Source organism: Bradyrhizobium sp. HKCCYLRH2060 (assembly GCF_051168135.1).
GTDB lineage: Bacteria > Pseudomonadota > Alphaproteobacteria > Rhizobiales > Xanthobacteraceae > Bradyrhizobium.
This window is the reverse complement of sequence record NZ_JBNPUK010000008.1, coordinates 197,065-217,913: the sequence shown is the minus strand read 5'-3', so window position 1 is coordinate 217,913 and position 20,849 is coordinate 197,065. Positions and strand designations below refer to the sequence as shown.

At 67.1% G+C, this 20,849-nt stretch carries 16 protein-coding genes; 11 read left to right on the top strand and 5 right to left on the bottom strand.

Annotated features, from left to right (window positions below):
* Nucleotides 1-131 precede the first annotated feature (131 nt).
* Complete coding sequence (locus ACQR10_RS17870; RefSeq protein ID WP_316217889.1) at nucleotides 132-2,843, top strand: bifunctional diguanylate cyclase/phosphodiesterase; 2,712 nt, start codon at nucleotides 132-134, stop codon at nucleotides 2,841-2,843.
* A 250-nt stretch (nucleotides 2,844-3,093) separates the two neighbouring features.
* Here the strand turns inward: ACQR10_RS17870 and ACQR10_RS17865 are convergent, their stop codons facing one another.
* Complete coding sequence (locus ACQR10_RS17865; RefSeq protein WP_315799756.1) at nucleotides 3,094-4,428, bottom strand: S41 family peptidase; 1,335 nt, start codon at nucleotides 4,426-4,428, stop codon at nucleotides 3,094-3,096.
* Between the two features lie 420 nt (nucleotides 4,429-4,848).
* On the opposite strand from ACQR10_RS17865, the gene ACQR10_RS17860 reads away from it, so the two are divergent.
* From ACQR10_RS17860 to ACQR10_RS17850, 3 genes are all read left to right on the top strand, one after another.
* On the top strand, nucleotides 4,849-5,985 hold the full coding sequence (locus ACQR10_RS17860; RefSeq protein WP_316217888.1) for an alpha-hydroxy acid oxidase: 1,137 nt from the start codon (nucleotides 4,849-4,851) through the stop codon (nucleotides 5,983-5,985).
* A 45-nt stretch (nucleotides 5,986-6,030) separates the two neighbouring features.
* Nucleotides 6,031-6,660: an HAD family hydrolase gene (locus ACQR10_RS17855; protein ID WP_316217886.1), complete on the top strand. Its 630-nt coding sequence runs from the start codon at nucleotides 6,031-6,033 to the stop codon at nucleotides 6,658-6,660.
* Nucleotides 6,661-7,721: 1,061 nt separating this feature from the next.
* Nucleotides 7,722-8,381, top strand: coding sequence for a hypothetical protein (locus ACQR10_RS17850; RefSeq protein ID WP_316217901.1), 660 nt, complete (start codon nucleotides 7,722-7,724; stop codon nucleotides 8,379-8,381).
* 48 nt (nucleotides 8,382-8,429) lie between these two features.
* On the opposite strand, the gene ACQR10_RS17845 is transcribed toward ACQR10_RS17850, so the two are convergent.
* Both ACQR10_RS17845 and ACQR10_RS17840 read right to left on the bottom strand, forming a co-directional pair.
* Nucleotides 8,430-9,419, bottom strand: coding sequence for an alpha/beta hydrolase (locus ACQR10_RS17845; RefSeq protein WP_316217885.1), 990 nt, complete (start codon nucleotides 9,417-9,419; stop codon nucleotides 8,430-8,432).
* 12 nt (nucleotides 9,420-9,431) lie between these two features.
* Nucleotides 9,432-10,364, bottom strand: coding sequence for an MBL fold metallo-hydrolase (locus ACQR10_RS17840; RefSeq protein ID WP_316217883.1), 933 nt, complete (start codon nucleotides 10,362-10,364; stop codon nucleotides 9,432-9,434).
* Between the two features lie 84 nt (nucleotides 10,365-10,448).
* On the opposite strand from ACQR10_RS17840, the gene ACQR10_RS17835 reads away from it, so the two are divergent.
* From ACQR10_RS17835 to ACQR10_RS17815, 5 genes are all read left to right on the top strand, one after another.
* A complete protein-coding gene (locus tag ACQR10_RS17835; RefSeq protein ID WP_316217882.1) occupies nucleotides 10,449-11,402 on the top strand; it encodes a LysR family transcriptional regulator in 954 nt (317 codons plus the stop codon).
* 211 nt (nucleotides 11,403-11,613) lie between these two features.
* A complete protein-coding gene (locus ACQR10_RS17830) occupies nucleotides 11,614-12,825 on the top strand; it encodes a molybdopterin molybdotransferase MoeA (RefSeq protein ID WP_316217881.1) in 1,212 nt (403 codons plus the stop codon).
* A 205-nt stretch (nucleotides 12,826-13,030) separates the two neighbouring features.
* A complete protein-coding gene (lexA, locus tag ACQR10_RS17825; RefSeq protein ID WP_006611089.1) occupies nucleotides 13,031-13,729 on the top strand; it encodes a transcriptional repressor LexA in 699 nt (232 codons plus the stop codon).
* Nucleotides 13,730-14,024: 295 nt separating this feature from the next.
* On the top strand, nucleotides 14,025-14,465 hold the full coding sequence (locus tag ACQR10_RS17820) for a hypothetical protein (RefSeq protein ID WP_316181291.1): 441 nt from the start codon (nucleotides 14,025-14,027) through the stop codon (nucleotides 14,463-14,465).
* A gap of 175 nt (nucleotides 14,466-14,640) precedes the next feature.
* Nucleotides 14,641-14,898, top strand: coding sequence for a hypothetical protein (locus ACQR10_RS17815; protein ID WP_410051447.1), 258 nt, complete (start codon nucleotides 14,641-14,643; stop codon nucleotides 14,896-14,898).
* On the opposite strand, the gene ACQR10_RS17810 is transcribed toward ACQR10_RS17815, so the two are convergent.
* Nucleotides 14,853-17,156: a ComEC/Rec2 family competence protein gene (locus tag ACQR10_RS17810; protein WP_316217880.1), complete on the bottom strand. Its 2,304-nt coding sequence runs from the start codon at nucleotides 17,154-17,156 to the stop codon at nucleotides 14,853-14,855. The genes ACQR10_RS17815 and ACQR10_RS17810 overlap by 46 nt on opposite strands.
* A 142-nt stretch (nucleotides 17,157-17,298) precedes the next feature.
* Between ACQR10_RS17810 and ACQR10_RS17805 the strand changes: the two genes are divergently transcribed.
* Nucleotides 17,299-17,511, top strand: coding sequence for a hypothetical protein (locus ACQR10_RS17805; protein ID WP_316181296.1), 213 nt, complete (start codon nucleotides 17,299-17,301; stop codon nucleotides 17,509-17,511).
* 30 nt (nucleotides 17,512-17,541) lie between these two features.
* Here the strand turns inward: ACQR10_RS17805 and ACQR10_RS17800 are convergent, their stop codons facing one another.
* A complete protein-coding gene (locus tag ACQR10_RS17800) occupies nucleotides 17,542-19,230 on the bottom strand; it encodes a glutamine--tRNA ligase/YqeY domain fusion protein (RefSeq protein ID WP_434912027.1) in 1,689 nt (562 codons plus the stop codon).
* Between the two features lie 136 nt (nucleotides 19,231-19,366).
* Between ACQR10_RS17800 and gltX the strand changes: the two genes are divergently transcribed.
* Complete coding sequence (gene gltX, locus ACQR10_RS17795; RefSeq protein WP_316181299.1) at nucleotides 19,367-20,791, top strand: glutamate--tRNA ligase; 1,425 nt, start codon at nucleotides 19,367-19,369, stop codon at nucleotides 20,789-20,791.
* The last annotated feature ends 58 nt before the right edge of the window (nucleotides 20,792-20,849 follow it).

Here is a 20,849-nt window from a genome sequence, read left to right as displayed (position 1 = left end):
AACTTCGAATTAATTGTTCGCTAACTCAACTTCCTAACCTCACTTCCATAGCGGGCCTATAGCAATGGTTGTGGGAGGGACGTCGTAGCGGTCCATCCCGAAGCGCCTATCGCAAGCGTATTCAGGGGCCGATGACGACCAACGCCAGTCCACGGAATGCCCTCAGAGCTTCGACCGACCGCGGTGGACCGATCCGCTGGCTGGTCGGCGGAGGCCTCGTGCTGATTGCAGCCATCGCGATCGGCACGACCATCATGGCCGACAGTTTCCGGGAACGCGCGCTGAACAGCGCGACGCGCGAGCTGGAGAACACCGTCCTTTTGCTGGCGCGTCATTTCGATCAGCAGATGGAGGATCTCGGCGCGATCCAGCGCGATCTCGCCAACTACGTCCGACAGAACCACATCGACACCGGCGCCCGCTTCAAGGAGCAGATGGGAAGTGCCGCCGTCAATGCCATGCTGAAGGACAAGCTGAGCGCGGTGACCTATGTCGGCGGTTTGAACATCTTCGACGCCGAGGGCAACCTGATCAACTCCGGAGCGGCTTGGCCGGTGCCGCCCGTCAACATTGCCGATCGCACATTTTTCAAGCGGCTGAAATCCGATCCGACTGCGCCGCAACTGCTGATCGAACCGGTCGTGGGCCGGATCACCGGCACCTATGTCGCGGTCATCGCCCTGAAACTGACCAGTCCCAGCGGCGAGTTCCTGGGCATCATCAGCCGCAGTCTCGAACCCATCAATGTCGAGCGGTTCTTCGCCTCCGTTGCGCTCGGGCCCGACGCGGCGATCTCGATGATGCATCGCGACGGAACCCTTCTGGCCCGCCATCCACGCCATGAGGGCATGCAGAACCAGAACTACAAGAACGCGCCGATCTTCCGCCAGATCCTGGCCGGCGATGGCAACACCACGGGCATTTTCAGCAGCCCCGTCGACGGCGAGCACCGCATCGGCGCATCGCACCGGCTGACGAGCTATCCCTTGATCGTGACCGCGACGACAACGGTCTCGGCGGCGCTCGCTGACTGGCGCGAGCAGATGCGCTTCCTGATCGCCGTCGGCGTGACATCGGTGCTGTTGATCGCCGGCATGCTCTACGTCGTGGTGCGCCGGCTGATCAGCGACCACGACGTTTCGAGCCGCCGCTTGACGCTGGAGAAGGAACGGCTCGACAAGGCCGTCAACAACATGACCCAGGGCCTCCTGCTGTTCGACGCATCGGAGCGCCTGGTCATCAGCAACCAGCGCTACGTCGACATGTACGGCCTGTCGGCCGGCGTCGTGAAACCAGGCTGCACGTTCCGCGAGCTGATCGCGCACCGCAAGGCGACCGGCTCGCTCGCGGGCGACGACGGCGAATATGCCGATGCGGTGCTGCGCGACATCGGCCGCAAGACCTCGCAGATCATCGAGACCACGGACGGCCGCTGGATCCAGATCGTCAACGAGCCGATCGCGGGCGGCGGCTGGCTCGCCACCCACGAGGACATTACCGAGCGCAAACGGTCCGAGGAGCAGATCACGCATCTGGCGCACTACGACGCCCTGACGGATCTGCCGAACCGCACCCTGTTCCACGAGCGCCTCAAGGAGGAGCTGACCGGCGTCCCCCAAGGCCGGCGCCTCGCGCTGCATTACATCGACATCGACGAGTTCAAGGGCGTCAACGATTCGCTCGGCCATCTCGTCGGCGACGAGCTGTTGAAGTCCGTCGCGGCGAGCCTGAGCGCCTGTGTCGGCACCACGGGATTCGTCGCCCGCCTCGGCGGCGACGAGTTCGCCGTGGTTCAGACGGCGATCCGCAACCGCGAGGACGTCGAACAGCTGATCGAGGACATTCTCGGCGCGATCCGCGCGCCGCGCGACTGCCTCGGCCATCAGCTCACCGCCGACGCCTCTATCGGCGTGGCGCTGATCCCCGAGCACGGCACCGATCTCGACCAGATCATGAAGAACGCCGATCTGGCAATGTACGCCGCCAAGGGCGCGGGACGGCGCACCTGGCGCTTCTTCGAGCCCGAGATGGACGCCCAGGTCAAGGCGCGCCACCAGCTCGAGGTCGACCTGCGCCAGGCCATCGCCGACGATCGGCTCGAGGTCTACTACCAGCCTTGCCTGAGCCTGCAGGACGACCGCATCGTCGGCTGCGAGGCACTGGTGCGCTGGAAGCATCCGGTGCGCGGCAGCGTCTCGCCGGCCGAGTTCATTCCGATTGCCGAGGACACCGGCCTCATCAACCTGCTCGGCGAACGCGTCCTCCAGGTCGCCTGCACCGAGGCGGTGAGCTGGCCGGACGACATCCGGCTCGCCGTCAACGTCTCGCCGGTGCAGTTCAAGAGCGGTACCCTGGCGCTCAAGGTCGCCAATGCCCTTGCGACCTCCGGCCTGCCGCCGCATCGGCTGGAGCTCGAGATCACCGAAGCAGTGCTGATCCGCGACGACGACGCGCTCGACACCCTGCACCAGCTGCGCGCGCTCGGCGTCCGCATCGCGCTCGACGATTTCGGCACCGGCTATTCGAGCCTCAGCTATCTGCAGCGCATTCCGTTCGACAAGATCAAGATCGACCGCTGCTTCGTCCAGGACATCACCGAGAGCGAGGGCTCCGCGGCGATCGTCCAGGCCGTGGTCAACATCGCCGCCATCCGCAAGATGTCGACGACCGCCGAGGGCGTCGAGACCGAGGCGCAGCGCCAGGTGCTGAAGCGGCTTGGCTGCTCGGAGATGCAGGGTTACCTGTTCAGCCCTCCAAAGCCCGCGGCCGACGTACGGCAATTATTCGCCGCGCAGCGCACCAATCGCTCATCCGGCCGCCGTTCGCGCTCGGACGCCGCCTGAGCCGGTTCCGAACCGATAAATACCGTTGCAATTTGAGGCGTTTCCGCAAGCCAGATTCAAACCCTGCCGACCGGTCGTCCCGTTCGCTGCTTGAAGTCCACAGCTCCGCCATGATCTATCGGACACAGACGGACATACTCCGTGTCCGCCAGTACACGCTGGTCGAAAACCACGGCGGGACGGCCTCAGGGCCGCCCCGTCGGGTGTGAGCATCGAGCGTCGCAAGCCGAGCACCCGCCCACTTCGCAGATCAGTTCGGCACTGCCGCCTTGGCGCGGACATCGGCGTTCACCGTGACGCCCCGCAGCACGTTGAATGCGGCGTGCAGCGCCTTGTCGTCCTTCTCGTCCGGCGGAACGTAGGACTGCGACCCGGTCTGCTCGGTGCCGTCGGCGGCCGAGAGATGGCCGCGCATGCCGGCCTCCCCCTTGAGATCGCCGCGATCCTTGAATTCGTCCGGCACGTCCTGCTTGACCTCGATGTCCGGCGCGATGCCCTGCGCCTGGATCGAGCGGCCCGACGGCGTGTAGTAGCGCGCCGTGGTCAGCGCCAGCGCGCCATTGCCGGCGCCGAGCGGAATGATGGTCTGCACCGAGCCCTTGCCGAACGAGCGCGTGCCGACCAGCGTCGCACGCTTGTGATCGTGCAGCGCGCCGGCCACGATCTCCGAGGCCGAGGCCGAGCCGCCATTGATCAACACCACGAGCGGCTTGCCCTTGGTGAGATCGCCGCCGCGGGCGGTGAAGCGCTGCGTCTCTTCCGGATTGCGGCCGCGGGTGGAAACCACCTCGCCGCGCGGCAGGAACGTGCTGGAGACCGACACCGCCTGGTCGAGCAGGCCGCCCGGATTGTTGCGCAGGTCGACCACGTAGCCGGCGAGCTTCTCCTGCGGGATCTCCTTGGAGATGGTGGCGACGGCCTTGCGCAGGCTCTCGGTGGTCTGCTCGTTGAATGATGTGATGCGGATATAGCCGATGTCGCCGCCTTCGGTGTGATAGCGTACCGGGCGCACCTTGATGATCTCGCGCGTCAGCGTGACGTCGAGCGGCGACTCCTTGCCCTTGCGCATGATCGTGAGCTTGGTCTTGGTGTTGACGCCGCCCTTCATCTTGGCGACGGCCTGCTCGAGCGTCAGTCCCTGCACGGCTTCGCCGTCGATCTTGGCGATGAGATCGCCGGAGAGAATGCCGGCCTTGGACGCGGGCGTGTCATCGATCGGCGCGACGACCTTGACCAGGCCCTCTTCCATGGTGACCTCGAGACCGAGTCCGCCGAACTCACCGGACGTCGTCTCCTGCATGTCGCGCCAGGACTTGTCATTCATGTAGCGCGAGTGCGGATCGAGCGACGACACCATGCCGTTGATGGCGCCTTCGATCAGCGCGGGATCGCTGGGCTTCTCGACATAGTCGGCGCGGACACGCTCGAACACCGCACCGAACAAATTGAGCTGCGAATAGGTGTCGGCCATGCCGGCCGCGGCCTTGGCCTTCGCCACGAGTTGCGCGCCGTCGGGACCCGTCACCATCAGGGTCAGACCGACGCCGGTCATCGTGCCCGCCAAGAACAGCCAGTTTTTCCGCATTGTTTGCTTCCCGAGCGTTTGTTGGATGGCCGGTCGATCACAGGGTCCGCACGCGTCGCCGGCGCGATTTGTGTTGCGAACTCACACCACATTTCCGGTTTCTTCAAGGCCGATATTGCGCCGCCGTACCGGAGCCCGACCGCCGGCGCCCGCATCCGAAATGGACGTTCGCAGGCTGAAATCAAGATCAGGGCTGCGCCTGTCCTCCAGGGACCGACTGCACATATCCGGTCTTTCACGGGCACCCCTCATCACATTTCGACGAGCCGCGGAAGATGACGCGATTTGACCGCCGGCGGCTGCGGCGACCGCCTTTGCACGCCCGGCGAACTCCAGTTCGGAATGGCTTGCACCCGGACCGCACGATGGGCGATGCTCCGCGGCAAAACCGGGAAACATGACAGTCGCTGGGAGGCAACCATGAACCAACAGACCCCGATCGAGGCCGGGTGGCGGAACGTCGAGCTCGGCTCGAGCGACGAGAAGTTCCAGAACCTGCACGAGTTCATCCGCAAGGCCCGCGCCCAGCTCAACCAGAATGCCTGGGACTACATCATCGGCGGCGCCGAAACCGAGACCACGCTGCGCCGGAACCGGATGGCGCTCGACGAGATCGCGTTCCGTCCGCGCGTGCTGCGCGACGTCTCCAGGGTCGATGCCTCGGTCGAAACCTTCGGCCGCAGGCTGCGCCTGCCGGTGGTTCTGGCCCCGGTCGGCGCGCTCGAAATCTTCGATCCGGCAGGGGCCGCCAGCGTCGCTCGGGGCGCCGGACGATTCGGGGCCGCGCATATGCTGAGCTCGGTGTCCGAGCCCGGGCTGGAGAAGACCGCCGAGGCCGCTCCCGACGCGCTGCGCATCTTCCAGCTCTATGTCCGCGGCGACGACGCCTTCGTCGAGGACTATGTGAGCCGCGCCGTCGCCAACAGCTACACGGCGTTCTGCCTCACCGTCGACACCGCCCACTACAGCCGGCGCGAGCGCGACATCGCCAAGCGCTATGTGCGCGAAAGCCGGCTGCGCGCGACCGGCGGCGATCATCAGAAGGCGCTGAGCTGGCACACCGTCAAGCTGATCAAGGACAAGTTCAAGCTGCCGCTGATCATCAAGGGCATCGCGACCGCCGAGGACGCGCAGATCGCGGTCGATCACGGCGTCGACTGGATCTACGTCTCCAACCATGGCGGCCGCCAGCTCGATCATGGCCGCGGCGCGATGCACGTGCTGCCGGAGATCGTCGCGGCGGTGAAGGGCCGGGCCAGGATCATGGTCGACGGCGGCATCTCGCGCGGCACCGACATCGTCAAGGCGATCGCCTCCGGCGCCGATCTCGTCGGCATTGGCCGGCTGCAATGCTGGGCGCTGGCGGCCGCCGGCGAGGACGGCATCCTGCGCATGCTCGAGCTGCTGGAGGACGAGGTCATCCGCGCGCTCGGCCTGCTCGGCGTCACCTCGTTCGCGGAGCTGAACGCATCCTATCTGCATCCGGCGACCGCCACCAACCTGCCGAGCGTGGTCAGCGCGTTTCCGCTGGTCGACATCGAGCCCTATCGCTATTAAGGAGGCGCTCCGTCGCTTCCACACCAGGCACCGCCGCCGCTGTCCATGCCCTCCTCCGCTCTCCACCCCGGCGCGGCCGATGCGCTGCTGTTCGATCTCGGCCGCGTCGTCATCGACATCGATTTCGTCCAGGTGGTCTCGCGCTGGGCGGCGCATGCCGGCTGTCCGTCCGAGCAGATCGCGGCGCGCTTCGTGCGCGACGAGATCTATCACGGCCATGAGCGTGGCACCGTTTCCGACGCCGCGTTCTTCGCCAACCTGCGCCAGCAGCTCGGCATCGACATCACCGACGCGCAGTTTCTTGATGGCTGGAACGCGATCTTCGTCGGCGCGATGCCGGGCATCGCCGCGCTGCTCGCACGCGCGGCGGAAAAGCTGCCGCTCTACGCCTTCTCCAACACCAACCAGCCGCACATCGATCACTTCTCGCCTGTTTACGCCGATCTGCTCGGTCACTTTCGCGAGATCTTCCTGTCGTCGTCGATCGGCCTGCGCAAGCCGGATGCCGAGGCGTATGATCACGTGGTGCGAGCGATCGGCGTGCCCGCCAAGCGGATCGTGTTCTTCGACGATCTCGCCGAAAACGTCGAGGGCGCGCAGGCCAGCGGGCTGAATGCGGTGCTGGTGCGCTCGACAGCCGATGTCGCCGCGGCGCTGGAGGCGCTGGGGATCTAGGCGTTTGTCGGAAGGACGCGTCATGGCCGGCGGCGGCGTATCAACGAGGCTCGGGCCCGCAACTCCGCCACAACCTCCGCTGTCGCCCCTGCGAACGCAGGGGCCCATAGCCACCGGCAGCCATGATCTGGCAAGACTCGTTCGATATCGTGCGCAAAACATCTCCCTGTGGCTATGGATCCCGGGTCGGCGCCCCGCCGCCGCTGGCGCGGCGTCGTGACTTGCCCGGGACGACAGCGGAGGGCGGCGCTGGATCGAAGCTCATACAGGCTTGAGGCGGTGAGAGAGGCACGAGGAATTCGCAAAGACGAAAACTCCGCTTCTCGATCACCGCGCAAAAACGGAGTCCCCCCGCGGAAAAATTCTGAGTTGCTGCGCTCGCAATCACGACGTCCACTCATGCGAAATTGTTCTCGCGGCACGGTGAGCCCGAGTGATGCTGCTGTCGTTCACCCTCGAAGTCGGAGGGCGCAGGGAATGCCGGGCTGCAGGCCGCAACCCATGGCCCGCCTGCAGAAAAAAAGCAGGCGGCAGTCACCACAGGTCCAGCCGACATCCGGCATTCCCTGCGCGATGGTCTTCACGCTTACTTCGCGCTCTCCCCGGTGCTCCGGCTTGTTGGCCACCGTCGCCGTCGGGCTCATCATCACCCGCCGGCTTGGCATCAGCGTCGGGATGCCAGGACCACGCGACTTCACGTCCGCGCCATGCCGTCCGTCCACATGCCGAAGCACGCTGCGACACGTCGCGGCCACCGCATCCCGCGCTCCACGTCCGTGACGATCGCGAAGCGCCCCTCCTGTCGAGCACGGGACCAAATCAGCATAGCAGACTTTTCCGAAAAAGCGAATCCTAAATTCGGCCGCCGGCAACGGCGCCGTCCGGCCCGCCTCCCGGCGCGTCCGCTGGCCGCGGACGGCCCGACCGCCTAAGCTGTCCGCTCCTGCACGCCCGCCGCCCGGAAGAACCGAATGCCCCTCGACATCATCTGTTTGCGTGACCGGCCCGACCTGATCCCGCGCGTGTTCTCGCCCGAGCTCGATGGTCTTTGGCCCCCCTTCATGCGTCAGGACCGGACCGCAATGTTGTACTTCGACCCGCCCGTGTTCGACCACTATTTGGACTGCGCCTATGCGGCGCTGGCCGGTAACGAGGTGGTCGGACGCGGCTTCGCCATTCCCTTCGCCTTTGGCATCGAGGGCCGCCGGACGCTGCCGGATGCGGGCTGGGACGAGGTGATCCGCTGGGGTCACGAGGATCGCCTGCTGGGGCGGCAGCCGACGACGATGAGCGCGCTCGAGATCGCGCTGCTGCCGAAGGCGCGCGTGCCCGGCAGCTCGCTCGCCATGCTGGCGGCGCTGAAGGACGGCGCGCGCGCAAAAGGCTTTGCCGAGCTGTACGCGCCGGTGCGGCCGAACCAGAAGCATCTGGTGCCGCGGACGCCGATGCGCGCTTATCTCGATCAGCGGCGCGAAGACGGCCAGCTCGCGGATTCCTGGCTGCGCACGCACATCCGCATCGGCGGCGAGATCGTCAAGATCGCGCCGTGCTCGATGACCATCGTCGGCACGCTCGCCGAGTGGTCGCAATGGACCGGCGTGACCTTCGATCGATCGGGTGAGATCGATATCCCCTGTGCTCTCGTGCCTGTGCTCGCGTCGGTCGCGCACGACCATGCCGCCTATGTCGAGCCGAATGTCTGGATTCGACATCCGCTCTAACAGACCGCACGAAAGCCGTCCGCCCGTTGCAGATCGTCCGCGCCATGATCAACGCGCCGGCACGGCGCGTTCGTCGAGAAATCCGATCACTGCATCGAACGCCTGCCGTCGATTCCGTTCCATCAGGACCATGTGCGTGCCCTGGCCGATCTCGACCAGGCGCTTGTACGGCGCGCTCGCGAGTCGAACGAACAGGTCGTGCGCCATCTCGAAGCTGACATCCACATCCCATTCCGCCGAGAGCAGGAGAACCGGGCAGTTGATGCTGCCGGGATCATAGGTCGGCCTGGCCGCGGTCCAATGCGCGCGGACGTCCTGTACCGCGCCCGAGGGCGCGCGGATCGCGTCGGGGTACGGCGAGTCCGGATCGGTCGCGAGCGTCGCCTGCGCCCAGGTCTCGAACCAGCCGTCCGGAATCAGCTTGTCCCGCGCGTGCTCCGGAGCGGCGCCGCGCCATGCCGCCTCGAACGCGCGCGGGGTGACGATCCGATAGGCGCCGAGCGGTCCGCCGGCGTCGATGCGCAACGGCTCGCTCGACAGCCAGAGCGGCGTCACCAGGATCAGCTTCTCGAGCTTCGCGTTCGCCGCGCTCGCGAACATGCCGGCGATCGTGGCGCCCCAGGACATGCCGAGCACGTTGACGCGCGGGATATCGCGATGCCGGCGGATGAAATCCACTGCGGCAGAGAAATCGTCCACGGCGGTCCACGCATTGACCAACGGAGAACCTTCCTCTGGCGCGCGCGACATCTCCCGCGGCCGGCTGGAGCCGCCGTAGCCGCGCGCGTCGACGGCCCAGACGTCGTAGCCGGCCTGCGCCAGCATATCCATGAAGGAGGCGCCATCGACCGTGACGTCGAACAGGCTTGCGGACGAAAAGGTGGCGCCGTGCATCATCACCAGCGTGCGCTCGGCCGAGAAGCGTTGCAGGTCGTGCCGGCGCTTGTTGATGAGCTGAAGCTGGACATCGGACACCGGACCTTCGATCAGGCGGCGCTCGGAAACGATGCGCGAGGAGAACGTTGCATTGTCGATCATGGCCATCTCGGATCAGGCGAAGTGCCAGGCAAACCGGTCGCCGTCGCGGCTGACGCGCCCGGCCGAGGACTCGGCGAAATGGGTGGTGAACACGAGGGAGCCGGTCTCCGCGGCATGGTTCATCGCCCATCGGCGTGAGGTCCGCGCCGCCTCCGGGAATTCGCAATAGACCGAATTCCAGTCCGGACGCGCGACCTGCATCGGATGATGCAGCACATCGCCCCAGAACAGCGCGCGCTCGCCACGCGAGCTGAAGCTGATGCAGGCGTGATCGATGCTGTGACCCGGGCTCGGCAGAAAACGGAAGCCGTCCACGACCTCGCTGCCATCGACCGTGATCTCGCGCGCGAGGCCGGCCTCGACGATCGGCAGCACGCTGTCTTCGTAGACCCCCGGCATCGGTGGATGCAGCATGGGTCCGAGCCCGGCCGCGTCCCTGATCGCGGCGTCCGCGCCGTCGCCGGCCGAGAGGGCCGCGACATAGGCGCGCTCGCGGCCCGAGAAGATGTGCTGGGCGTTGGGAAACACCGGCGTCCAGCGGCCACCGGCAAGCTGCGTATTCCAGCCCACGTGATCGGCGTGCAAATGTGTCATCAGGACGAGGTCGACCTCGTCGGGAGCGACGCCGGCCGCCCCCAATCGGTCGAGGAACGGCTCGTTCAGGCGATGCAGAACGGCCGCGCCGGGCCGCTCCTTGTCGTTGCCGGTGGCCGTGTCGATCAGCACCACCCGCTCCGGCGTCCGCACCAGCCAGCTATGGATGCTCAGGCGCAGCGATCCCGTGCGCGGATCGACCGATCCCGGCCCGAACCGGCCGCGTTCCCGGGCAATGCTGGCGGCGTCGACGCCTGGAAAAAGAAACTCCCCCTCGACCGCATCGAGACCGATCTCGAAAATCCTGCTGATGGTGGCGTCCCCGACGCGATAGGTCGTGATGTCCTGCATGTTTGGCGGCCTCGATCCGAACGGTGATCTTGTCTGGGCCGAGATCTACGATTAGGTCATGCATTCCTCAAATCGATCCAACTCATGCAGTCCATCGATCATTTCGATCTTCGCTCCTTCGACCTCAATCTGCTGGTCGCGTTCGACGCGCTGATGCAGGAGCGCAGCGTGACGCGCGCGGCGGCGCGCCTGAAGGTGGGGCAGCCGGCGATGAGCCATTCGCTGTCGACGCTTCGCGTGCTGCTGCAGGATGAGCTGTTCGTCCGCGTCGGCACGGTCATGCAGCCGACCCCCAAGGCTGCGGTGCTGGCCGGACCGATTCGGGCGGCGCTGGCCCAGATGCAGGCTGCGTTGCACGCCGCACCGGAGTTCGACCCAGCGACCGAGCAGCGCACCATCCGCTTGGGATTCTCGAGCGAGGTCCAGCTGCTGCTGATCCCCGAACTCACGGCGGAGCTGCGTCGAACGGCGCCCGGCGTGCGGCTTCTCAGCCGTCCGACCGAACGCAACGAGGTGCATCGTCTGCTCGACGAGGGCGCCTTGGATGTCGGCGTCGGCTGCTTCGAGGCGGTGGCGCTGCGGCACCGATCCCAGTTCCTGTTCGAGCAGGCGCTGAGCTGCGTCTACAATCCAAAGCGCATCGCGATGAAAACACCGATCGGCCTGGATGCCTATCTGTCGCTTCCGCACGCACTGGTGACGCTGACCAACAGCCTGCAGGGCTGCCTGGAGGCGGCGCTGGATGAGATCGGCACCGAGCTCAACGTGGTCTCGGCCTCCTCGGATTTCCTCAGCGTGCTGGCGACGGTGGCCGCGTCACCGGTGATCACCACGATCCCGACCCGGATGGCAAGGCTCTACGGACCCCGGTTTGGGCTGGCGCTCTGTCCGGCGCCGTTGAAGTTGCGGCTGCCGGCGGTCTCGATGGTCTGGCCGCTGCAGCTCGACCGCGATGCCGCATCGGTCTGGCTGCGGAACATGGTGGCGGACATCCTGCACACCACCGAGCGCGCCGCCTGTCGCGCGGCTGCCGGATAGCTCCGTCGGGTCTCCGTGTGCACGTGAGCAGATCGCGACTGCCCCCCGGCATGATTGCAGAGTTTCTCGCGCGATCGTGAGGCGGCGGGCCACGCGACGCACCTTCAGACGATCGGAAAGCCGGGAGCGGCTTAGGCTCTTGGCCACCCCGTGCGCGTTCGGTTAGAAGGCGATTCAGTCGATCTGCCCGTCTTCGTCCGAAGGTAATCCCATGGCCCTGATGCCGGTCTCCGATGCGTTGTCCGCGGTGCTCGCCGGCACCGAGCCGCTGGCTGAGGAAATGGTCGGGCTGGACGAGGCCTATCACCGCATCCTGGCCCGCGACCTCGCGGCGCTGCGGACGCAGCCGCCCGAGGCGATGTCGGCGATGGATGGCTATGCGGTGCGCGCGGCCGACGCAGCCAAGGCCAAGGCGCGGCTGAAGGTGATCGGCGAGGTCGCGGCGGGACGGCCGTTCGATCGCGTGGTCGGGCCCGCCGAGGCGGCGCGGATCTTCACCGGCGGCGTTGTCCCCGCAGGCGCCGACGCGGTGGTGATCCAGGAGGACACGATCGCCGAGGACGGCCATGTCGTGATCACCGAGGCCGCGATCACAGGCCGGCACATCCGGCCGGCCGGCGTCGACTTCCACCAGGGCATGGTGCTGCTGAAGGCCGGGCGCCGGCTCAGCGACCGCGACCTATCCCTGGCGGCCAGCATGAATCATCCGGCGCTGCCGGTGCGGCGGCGGCCGAAGGTGGCGCTGCTCGCCACCGGCGACGAGCTGGTGATGCCGGGCTCGACGCCCGGCCCGGGGCAGATCGTCTATTCCAACGGCTACGCGCTGCGGGCGCTGGTGCGCAGCGAGGGCGCGACGCCGATCGATCTCGGCATCGCCGCGGATACGATGGAGGCGACGGTCGCTGGAATCCGGCGCGCCCGCGCGGCCGAGGCCGACGTCCTGATCACGACCGGCGGCGCCTCGGTCGGCGATCACGACCTGGTCAAGCAGGCGCTGGAGGCCGAGGGCGTCGAAATGGCGTTCTGGAAGATCGCGATGCGGCCGGGCAAGCCGATGATGCACGGACGGCTCGGCGACATCAGGGTGATCGGACTGCCCGGCAATCCGGTGTCGTCCTATGTCTGCGCCATCCTGTTCATGGTGCCGCTGATTCGGCGCCTGCTCGGCCGCGACGAGGCCGTAATGCCGCGCGAGACCGCCCTGCTCGGCCGCGAGTTGGGGGCGAACGATTCGCGCGAGGACTATCTGCGGGCGCAGCTCGAGGAGCGCGCCGACGGCACGCTGGTAGCCACCCCAGTGAGCCAGCAGGATTCGTCGCTGCTCGGGAACCTCGCGCTGTCGCAGGCGCTGGTGATCCGGCCGGCGTTTGCGCCGAAGGCGCCTGCCGGCAGCCCGTGCGAGATCCTGCGCCTGCCGAACTGAGCCGCTTCCCCGGTAAAGCCCGGTCCGTTCATCATATTTTTAGGATTGCGGAACACACATCGAACATATAGTGTCCGTTCATGATTTGTTTTTAGTATGTTGCGGGCGACGCGATGACGGTCCGACTCCAGGGCGCTCTCAGCCGGCTTGTGCTCAAGGCGCAGCTCCTGGACTCGGACGACAACAAACCGGGGACCAGGTCGAGATGCTGACGCGCAAACAGTACGAACTTCTGCGGTTCATCAACGAGCGGCTCAAGGAAGCCGGCGTGCCGCCGTCCTTCGACGAGATGAAGGATGCGCTCGATCTGCGTTCGAAGTCCGGCATTCATCGCCTGATCACGGCGCTCGAGGAGCGCGGCTTCATCCGCCGGCTGCCGAATCGCGCCCGCGCGATCGAGGTGATCAAGCTGCCCGAGCTGTCGCAGGCCGCGGGCAACCGTCGCGGCTTCACGCCGTCGGTGATCGAGGGCAATCTCGGCAAGGTGCGCACCAGCACTCCCGCGCTGGACGATGGCGAGCGCCCCGTGGCGGTGCCGGTGATGGGCCGCATCGCCGCCGGTACCCCGATCGAGGCGCTGCAGACGCGCAGCCACACCATCAGCGTACCTGCCGACATGCTCGGCAACGGCGACCACTACGCGCTCGAGGTGCGCGGCGACTCGATGGTCGATGCCGGCATCCTCGACGGCGACATGGCGCTGATCCAGCGCAACGAGACCGCCGACACCGGCGACATCGTGGTGGCGCTGATCGACGATGAGGAAGCCACCTTGAAGCGCTTCCGCCGCCGCGGCGCATCGATCGCGCTGGAGCCGGCCAACACCGCCTACGAGGTGCGCATCTTGCCGCCGAACCGGGTGAAGATCCAGGGCAAGCTGGTCGGGCTGTATCGCAAGTACTGATCGCGAATGCGATCGGTCGATCGGCGGCGGGCGCACGCGCTTTCGCCGCCGAACAAGAGGCAGCCCAGCAAAGCAAGAGGCAGCCCAGCACAATACGTCGCTCGCGAATGCACCTCATGATGTGCAGCGCGGCATGCTCAAACGCTTGTGATCGGCCGCGGGCACACGCGATGCAGATCAGCGCAGAATTGCCGCGAAGCGCGCGCTAACATCACCATCGATGTCCACTCTGATAGAGGCCTGCGCCTGTCCGGGGGGAGCGTGGGTCGGCTATCTCTCAACGAGGAGCGATCCGATGTGTGACTACAGCCTCCATGCGGTTGCGTCCCGTCCCGCCAAGGTCGGCGAGACGTTGATCTCGATGACCTTCCGTGGCACCGCCACCCGCGGCTTCGCGTTGGAGAGCGAGCCGACCGTCGCAGTCTGCATGCTGCCCGGCACCGAGTTGGCCTTCGCCGAGGACGTCCGCTACGACAGCCGCTGGCTCTGGACCCGGACGATCCGCGAGCGCGTCGCGAAGTTCAACAGCATCGAGACGCACATTCCCGATCGCCATCACGACGCGATCGAGTTCGCCGACGGCCGCCACGTGCTGGTGACCCAGCTCTGCGAGGGCCAGCGCGTCACCGTGCTGCAATTGCCGGTCAGCAAGCAGCCGGCAGAGCGTCGCCCGGACATCGGCGAGGACGTGCCGACGTCGCAGGCCACACCGATTCGCCGCATCAGCATCACCTGAGGGCCTGCGCGTCGGCATTTCTGTCGGTCGTGAGCGCGCTTTCGACGGTGGGAGACTTGGTCAACTTGGGTTCTGCAAGCGCAAAGTCCTCTCGGGCGAATCTCACGCCCCGGCATCGCATCGGATAGGAACGACATCCCTCGGCCGGCATTGTTTGCCGGGGGAGCTTGCCGCCGTGGTCAACAAGATCGATTGGAACAAGGCCGGACGGATCACCGAGCCCGGCCGCTACATGCTTGCGTTCGGATGGCTGACGGTCACGGCTGATGACGTCGCCATCTGGCAACGCTATCCGGGCGCTGCGTTCACGCTGGTCGAAGGGCCCTCGCTGTTCGATGGACCAGACGACGCCGAGTATCATCTCGGCACCTTCGAGCTGCCCGGCGCTCAATCCTGCTCGCCCTGCTCCGTCTCCGGCGGCGTCGCGTCCTGAAGCCGCGCGGCCGGCGCACGCGGCGTCAGCGTCGTGTCGAACTCGCCGGCCTCGGCGGGCGCCGGCCACCATGGGCGGTCGGTGCCGCCGGCACGCGCCGGCGTCACGGCGAAGCCTTTGCCCTGCTGCACCAGCAACAAGGCGCCCTGCTGCCGCAGCCGCTCGCGATCGATCACGGCCGCCGCGCAGGATGACGGCGCGGCGCGCGCGGTGACGATCAGCGCGACACGGGCGCAATCGTCGGCGAGCGCCTCAGCGCGCAAGGTCATGGCGGCGAAGCGGCCGTCGGCCATCGCGACCACGCAGCCCGCCTCGTCGCAGGAGACGCCATCGGCGAGCGAGGCGTCCGCCGGCAGCCGGGCATCGGCGTCGGCCGCGAGCCACTCCTTGGTGGCGAACACATCCTTGCCGGCGCGCATCACATGCAGGCGTCCGTCACGGCCGCGCACCGCCACCGCGCGCCCATCGCCGGCGACCAGGACGTCGGGCAGCGGCGTCGCGGCCGCCCAGGCGGTGGCGGCCAAAAGCCCCATGGCGCCCAACCAGCGCAGCGGTGTGCGCAGCAGGCCGATCAGGATGACGCCCAGGCTGGCCAGGATCAGCGGGCCGATGCCGAAGGCCGGGATGCGCCCGACCGCGCCCGGCAGCGCCGCCACCCAGCGCGTCACCGCGATCATCCAGTCGATGCCGAGGCCCATCAGCGACCACCAGACGCCATCCAGGCCGAACGGCGCCGCCAGCAAGCCCATCAGGCCGGCCGGCATCACCAGCGCCGAGACCACCGGCATCGCCGCGAGATTGGCGAGCACGCCATAGGGCGTCACGCGATGGAAATGGAAGGCGGCATAGGGCGTGGTCGCGAGCCCGGCGATCAGCGAGGCCAGCAGCAGCATCGCGAGCTCGCGCCCGCCCCACAGCGCGACGCGCTGCGTCGTGGAGCTGTCCGGCGTCGCGAACAGCCTGGGCAGGCCGAACTGCACCAGCGCGACCAGGCCGAGCGTTGCCGCGAACGACATCTGGAAGCTCGGATGCACCAGCGCCTCGGGGGCTGCGATCAGCACGATCATCGCCGCGACCGCGAGCGTGCGGAAAGTGACGGCGCGGCGGTCGACCATGACCGCGATCAGCACCACGGCCGTCATGAAGAACGATCTCTGGGTCGCGACCTCCGCGCCTGAGAGCAACAGATAGAACGCCGCCGCGACCAGCGCCGCGGCCGCCGCCCATTTCTTGATCGGGTGGCTGACGGTAAGGCCTGGGATCAGCGCCAGCAGCGCGCGCACGGCGAAGAACACGACGCCGGCCACGACCGCCATGTGATAGCCTGAGATCGACAGCACATGGCCGAGACCGGAGACGAACATCGCGTCGTTGACATCGGGCGTGATGGCGTCGCGCCGGCCTGTCAGCAGCGCGGTGGCAATCGCCCGCTCGTCGCCCGACAGGCGGGCGCGGATGCGTGCGTCGATCGCGTCGCGCAGGCCCTGCATGGCCGCCGCATAGCCCAGGCCGAAGCCGACGGCCTGGGGCGGCGGCGCCGTCGTGATCGCGCCCATCACGAAGCCGGAGGCTCCGATGCCCTGGAAGAACATGTCGCGCGCGAAATCGTAGGAGCCCGGCCGCACCGGGGCCATCGGCGGCAGCAGCCGCGCCTTGAGCTGCACGAAGCTGCCGACCTCGGGCGCCGTGCCCTTGCGCACCGCGAGCCGCACGCGCGCCAGCGTGATCGCGTTGCGCGGGCTCTCCATCGCGGTGACGCGCAGCACGATGCGGTCGCTGCGCTCGCGGATGTCGCGCGCCTCGACGAAGCCGGACAGCGCCACCGAATACAGCGGCCGCGCCAGCACCGGATGCGCCACCCACGCGGTCTTGATGGTCGCGGTGGCAAAGCCGCACGCCGCCGCCGCGATCATCACGGCCGCCGGAAACAGCCGATGCCGCCGCATCATGATGGCGACGAGGCAGAGCAGCGCCGCCGCGATCGCGGCGATCCAGAGCACAGGCTCGTGATCGGCGGTGAAATACAGCGCGATGCCGGCCCCGAATGCCACCGGCACCCAGGGCAGCAGCCGGCCCGCCCCGGCCTCCTCGGCCGCCCAGATCTTGAGGCGCGCGGCGAATGCCGACGAGGCACTCGAGCCGACCGCGGGCCAGCCGCCGGCCAGCGCGCCCCGCGGCGGCCAGACGTCGGCCATCACGCCCGCGATCCCGCGCCGCCCTCCTGGACGTCCTGCTGGCGGCCTGACCGGCTCCGCCATTGCCAACACCACCCGCTACCCGACCGGGCGGGAAGGCTATCGGAAGCTGCGCGAGGCCGCCTAGCAGAACGGAACGGGAATCCTGGCTTTCTGCACGCGCACCTGGCTTGGAACTTTTCGCATCGCACGCGCTTATCGGAGTATGGACCCTAAAGGTATTGACGACCCCTTCGCCGATCTCGCGCTCGAGAGGGCGATCCACCTCCGCTGGACTCTCCGGGACATCAAGGCCCACCGGCTCACGCTGTCCCCAGTCGCCGAGGAAGACCTCTCGCTCCTCGCCGAGCGCGGGCTCGTCGAGCTCACCGACGGTGTGCCGACCCTGACGAACGCCGGCCAGGACGCGATCAGCTGAGCTGCAAGCGTCCCGCGGCTTCCGCTCGCCTCAGCCCTTGGCGACCTCCTTCGCAAACGTGTCGCGCAGGCCGATGGTACGATTGAACACGAGCTTGTCGGGCGTCGAGTCCGGATCGCGCACAAAGTAGCCCTGGCGCTCGAACTGCATCGGCGCGTCCGAATTGCTCGCGGCGATCGCCGGCTCGATGCGGGCGTCGGTCAGCACTTCCAACGAGTTGGGATTGAGGTCGGCCGTAAAGTCGGCGGCGTTCGGACTCGGATTGGCGAACAGCTGATTGTAGATGCGGATCTCGGCTTTCAGCGACTGCGCCGCCGGCAGCCAGTGCATCGTCGCCTTGACCTTGCGTCCGTCCGGCGCGTTGCCGCCCTTGGTCGCCGGATCATAGGTACAGCGCAGCTCGACGATCTCGCCGGCATCGTTCTTGATCACGTCGCGGCACTTGATGAAATAGGCGTAGCGCAGCCGCACCTCGTTGCCGGGCGACAGGCGGAAGAACTTCTTGGGCGGGTTCTCCATGAAGTCGTCCTGCTCGATATAGAGCTCGCGGCCGAAGGCGATCTTGCGCGTGCCGGCGGAAGCGTCGTCGGGGTGGTTGATCGCCTCGAGCTCCTCGACCTGGCCTTCCGGGTAGTTCTCGATAACCACCTTCAAGGGCCGCAGCACCGCCATCCGGCGCTGCGCCGTGCGATTGAGCTCCTCGCGAATGCAGAATTCGAGCATGCCGACATCGACGATGCTGTTGGCCTTGGCGATGCCGATGCGCTTGATGAACTCGCGCACCGCCGCCGGCGGCACGCCGCGGCGCTTCAGCCCGGCGATGGTCGGCATGCGCGGATCGTTCCAACCGGAGACGTGGCCGTCCTGCACCAGCCGCGTCAGCACGCGCTTGGACAAGAGGGTGTAGGTCAGATTGAGGCGCGCGAATTCGTACTGATGCGGATGCGACGGCACCGGCAGCTTGTCCAAGAACCAGTCGTAGAGCGGCCGATGGTCCTCGAACTCAAGCGTGCAGATCGAGTGCGTCACGCCCTCGATCGCGTCCGACTGGCCGTGGGCGTAGTCGTAGCTCGGATAGATCTTCCAGGTGTCGCCGGTGCGCGGGTGATGGGCGTGCAGGATCCGGTACAGCACGGGGTCGCGCAGGTTGATGTTGCCGGCGGCCATGTCGATCTTGGCGCGCAGCACGCGCGCGCCGTTGGGAAATTCGCCGGCCTTCATGCGCCGGAACAGGTCGAGATTCTCCTCGACCGAGCGGTCGCGGAACGGGCTGTTCCTGCCGGGCTCGGTCAGCGTGCCGCGCGCCAGCCGGATCTCCTCCTGCGTCTGGTCGTCGACATAGGCCAAGCCGGCCTTGATCAGGCCCTCAGCCCAGTCGTAGAGCCGCTCGAAATAATCCGAGGCGAAGAACAGGTTGTCGCCCCAGTCATAGCCGAGCCAGCGCACGTCAGCCTGGATGGAGTCGATATATTCCTGCTCTTCCTTGGTCGGATTGGTGTCGTCGAAGCGCAGATTGCAGCGGCCGCCGAACTCCTGGGCAATGCCGAAGTTGAGACCGATCGACTTGGCATGGCCGATATGCAGATAGCCGTTCGGCTCCGGAGGGAACCGGGTGACGACCGTCTTGTGCCTGCCGCTGTCGAGATCGGCCTGGACGATGTCGCGGATGAAGTCGCGCCCTGCCTCTGCCGTCGCCGCCGTGCCTGTCGTCGTGGTCATCAAGAATATCCTGCTCCGGAATTTGGCAGCCTATGTGCCAAATCCGCCTCCCCCAAGGAAGGCTTTAGTTATGCGATAGGCCTGCTATACACCCCCCGCCCTTCATAGCCCCTGCCTGGATTTCGTGCTGCCGCCCATGACCTCCCCGATCGTCACGCGCTTTGCCCCCTCCCCGACCGGCTTTCTCCACATCGGAGGTGCCCGGACGGCCCTGTTCAACTGGCTGTATGCGCGGGGCCGCGGCGGCAAGATGCTGCTCAGGATCGAGGACACCGACCGCGAGCGCTCGACCGATGCGGCCATCGCTGCCATCCTGGATGGCCTGAAATGGCTCGAGCTCGATTGGGACGGCGAGGTCATCTACCAATATAGCCGCGCCGCGCGCCATCGCGAGGTGGCCGAGCAGCTGCTCGCCAGCGGCATGGCGTATCGCTGCTATGCCACCGCCGAGGAGCTGACGGCGATGCGCGAGAAGGCGCGCGCGGAAGGGCGCACCCGGCTCTACGACGGGATGTGGCGCGACCGCGATCCGAAGGAGGCGCCCGAGGGCGTCAAGCCGACCATCCGGCTGCGCGCGCCGCTGACCGGCGAGACCGTGATCGAGGACCAGGTCCAGGGCCGCGTGGTCTGGCAGAACGAGAACCTCGACGACCTCGTGCTGCTGCGAGGCGATGGCAATCCGACCTACATGCTGGCGGTCGTCGTCGACGACCACGACATGGGCGTCACCCACGTCATCCGCGGCGACGACCATCTGATCAACGCCGCGCGCCAGAAGCAGATCTACGACGCGCTCGGCTGGACGGTGCCGTCGATGTCGCACATCCCGCTGATTCACGGGCCTGACGGCTCGAAGCTGTCGAAGCGCCATGGTGCGCTCGGCGTCGACGCCTACCGTGCGATGGGATATCTGCCGTCGGCGCTGCGCAATTACCTGGTACGGCTCGGCTGGAGCCATGGCGACCAGGAGATCTTCTCCACCGAGGAGATGATCGAAGCTTTCGACCTGCCGGCGATCGGCCGCTCGGCAGCGCGCTTCGATTTCGCCAAGCTCGAGAACCTCAACGGCCACTACATCCGTCACAGCGACGATGCGGCGCTGGTGCGGCAATTCGAGGACGTACTGAACTATGTGCCGAACGGCGCGGCGCTGAAGACGAAGCTCAACGACGCCACGCGGGCGCAGCTCACTTTGGCGATGCCGAGCCTCAAGGAGCGCGCCAAGACCTTGCTGGAGCTGATCGACGGCGCCGCCTTCATCTTTGCCGACCGGCCGCTTCCGATCGACGCCAAGGCCGCCGCCCTGCTGACGCCGGACAGCCGCGCCTTGATCGGCCGGCTGCATGAGGCGCTGGCCGCTGTCGAGTCCTGGAGCGGACCGGCCACGGAAGCCGCGCTGCGTGCGTTTGCCGAGGCCAACAATCTCAAGCTGGGCGCGGTGGCGCAGCCGCTGCGCGCGGCGCTGACCGGCCGAACCACCTCACCCGGCATTTTCGACGTTCTGGCGATCCTGGGGCGTGATGAATCCTTGGGCCGCCTGGAGGACCAGACCACCTCATAAGGTCTCATGGACCCCCATCTTGCAGCGCACAGGGCAATACGATACGCATTTGCGCGGC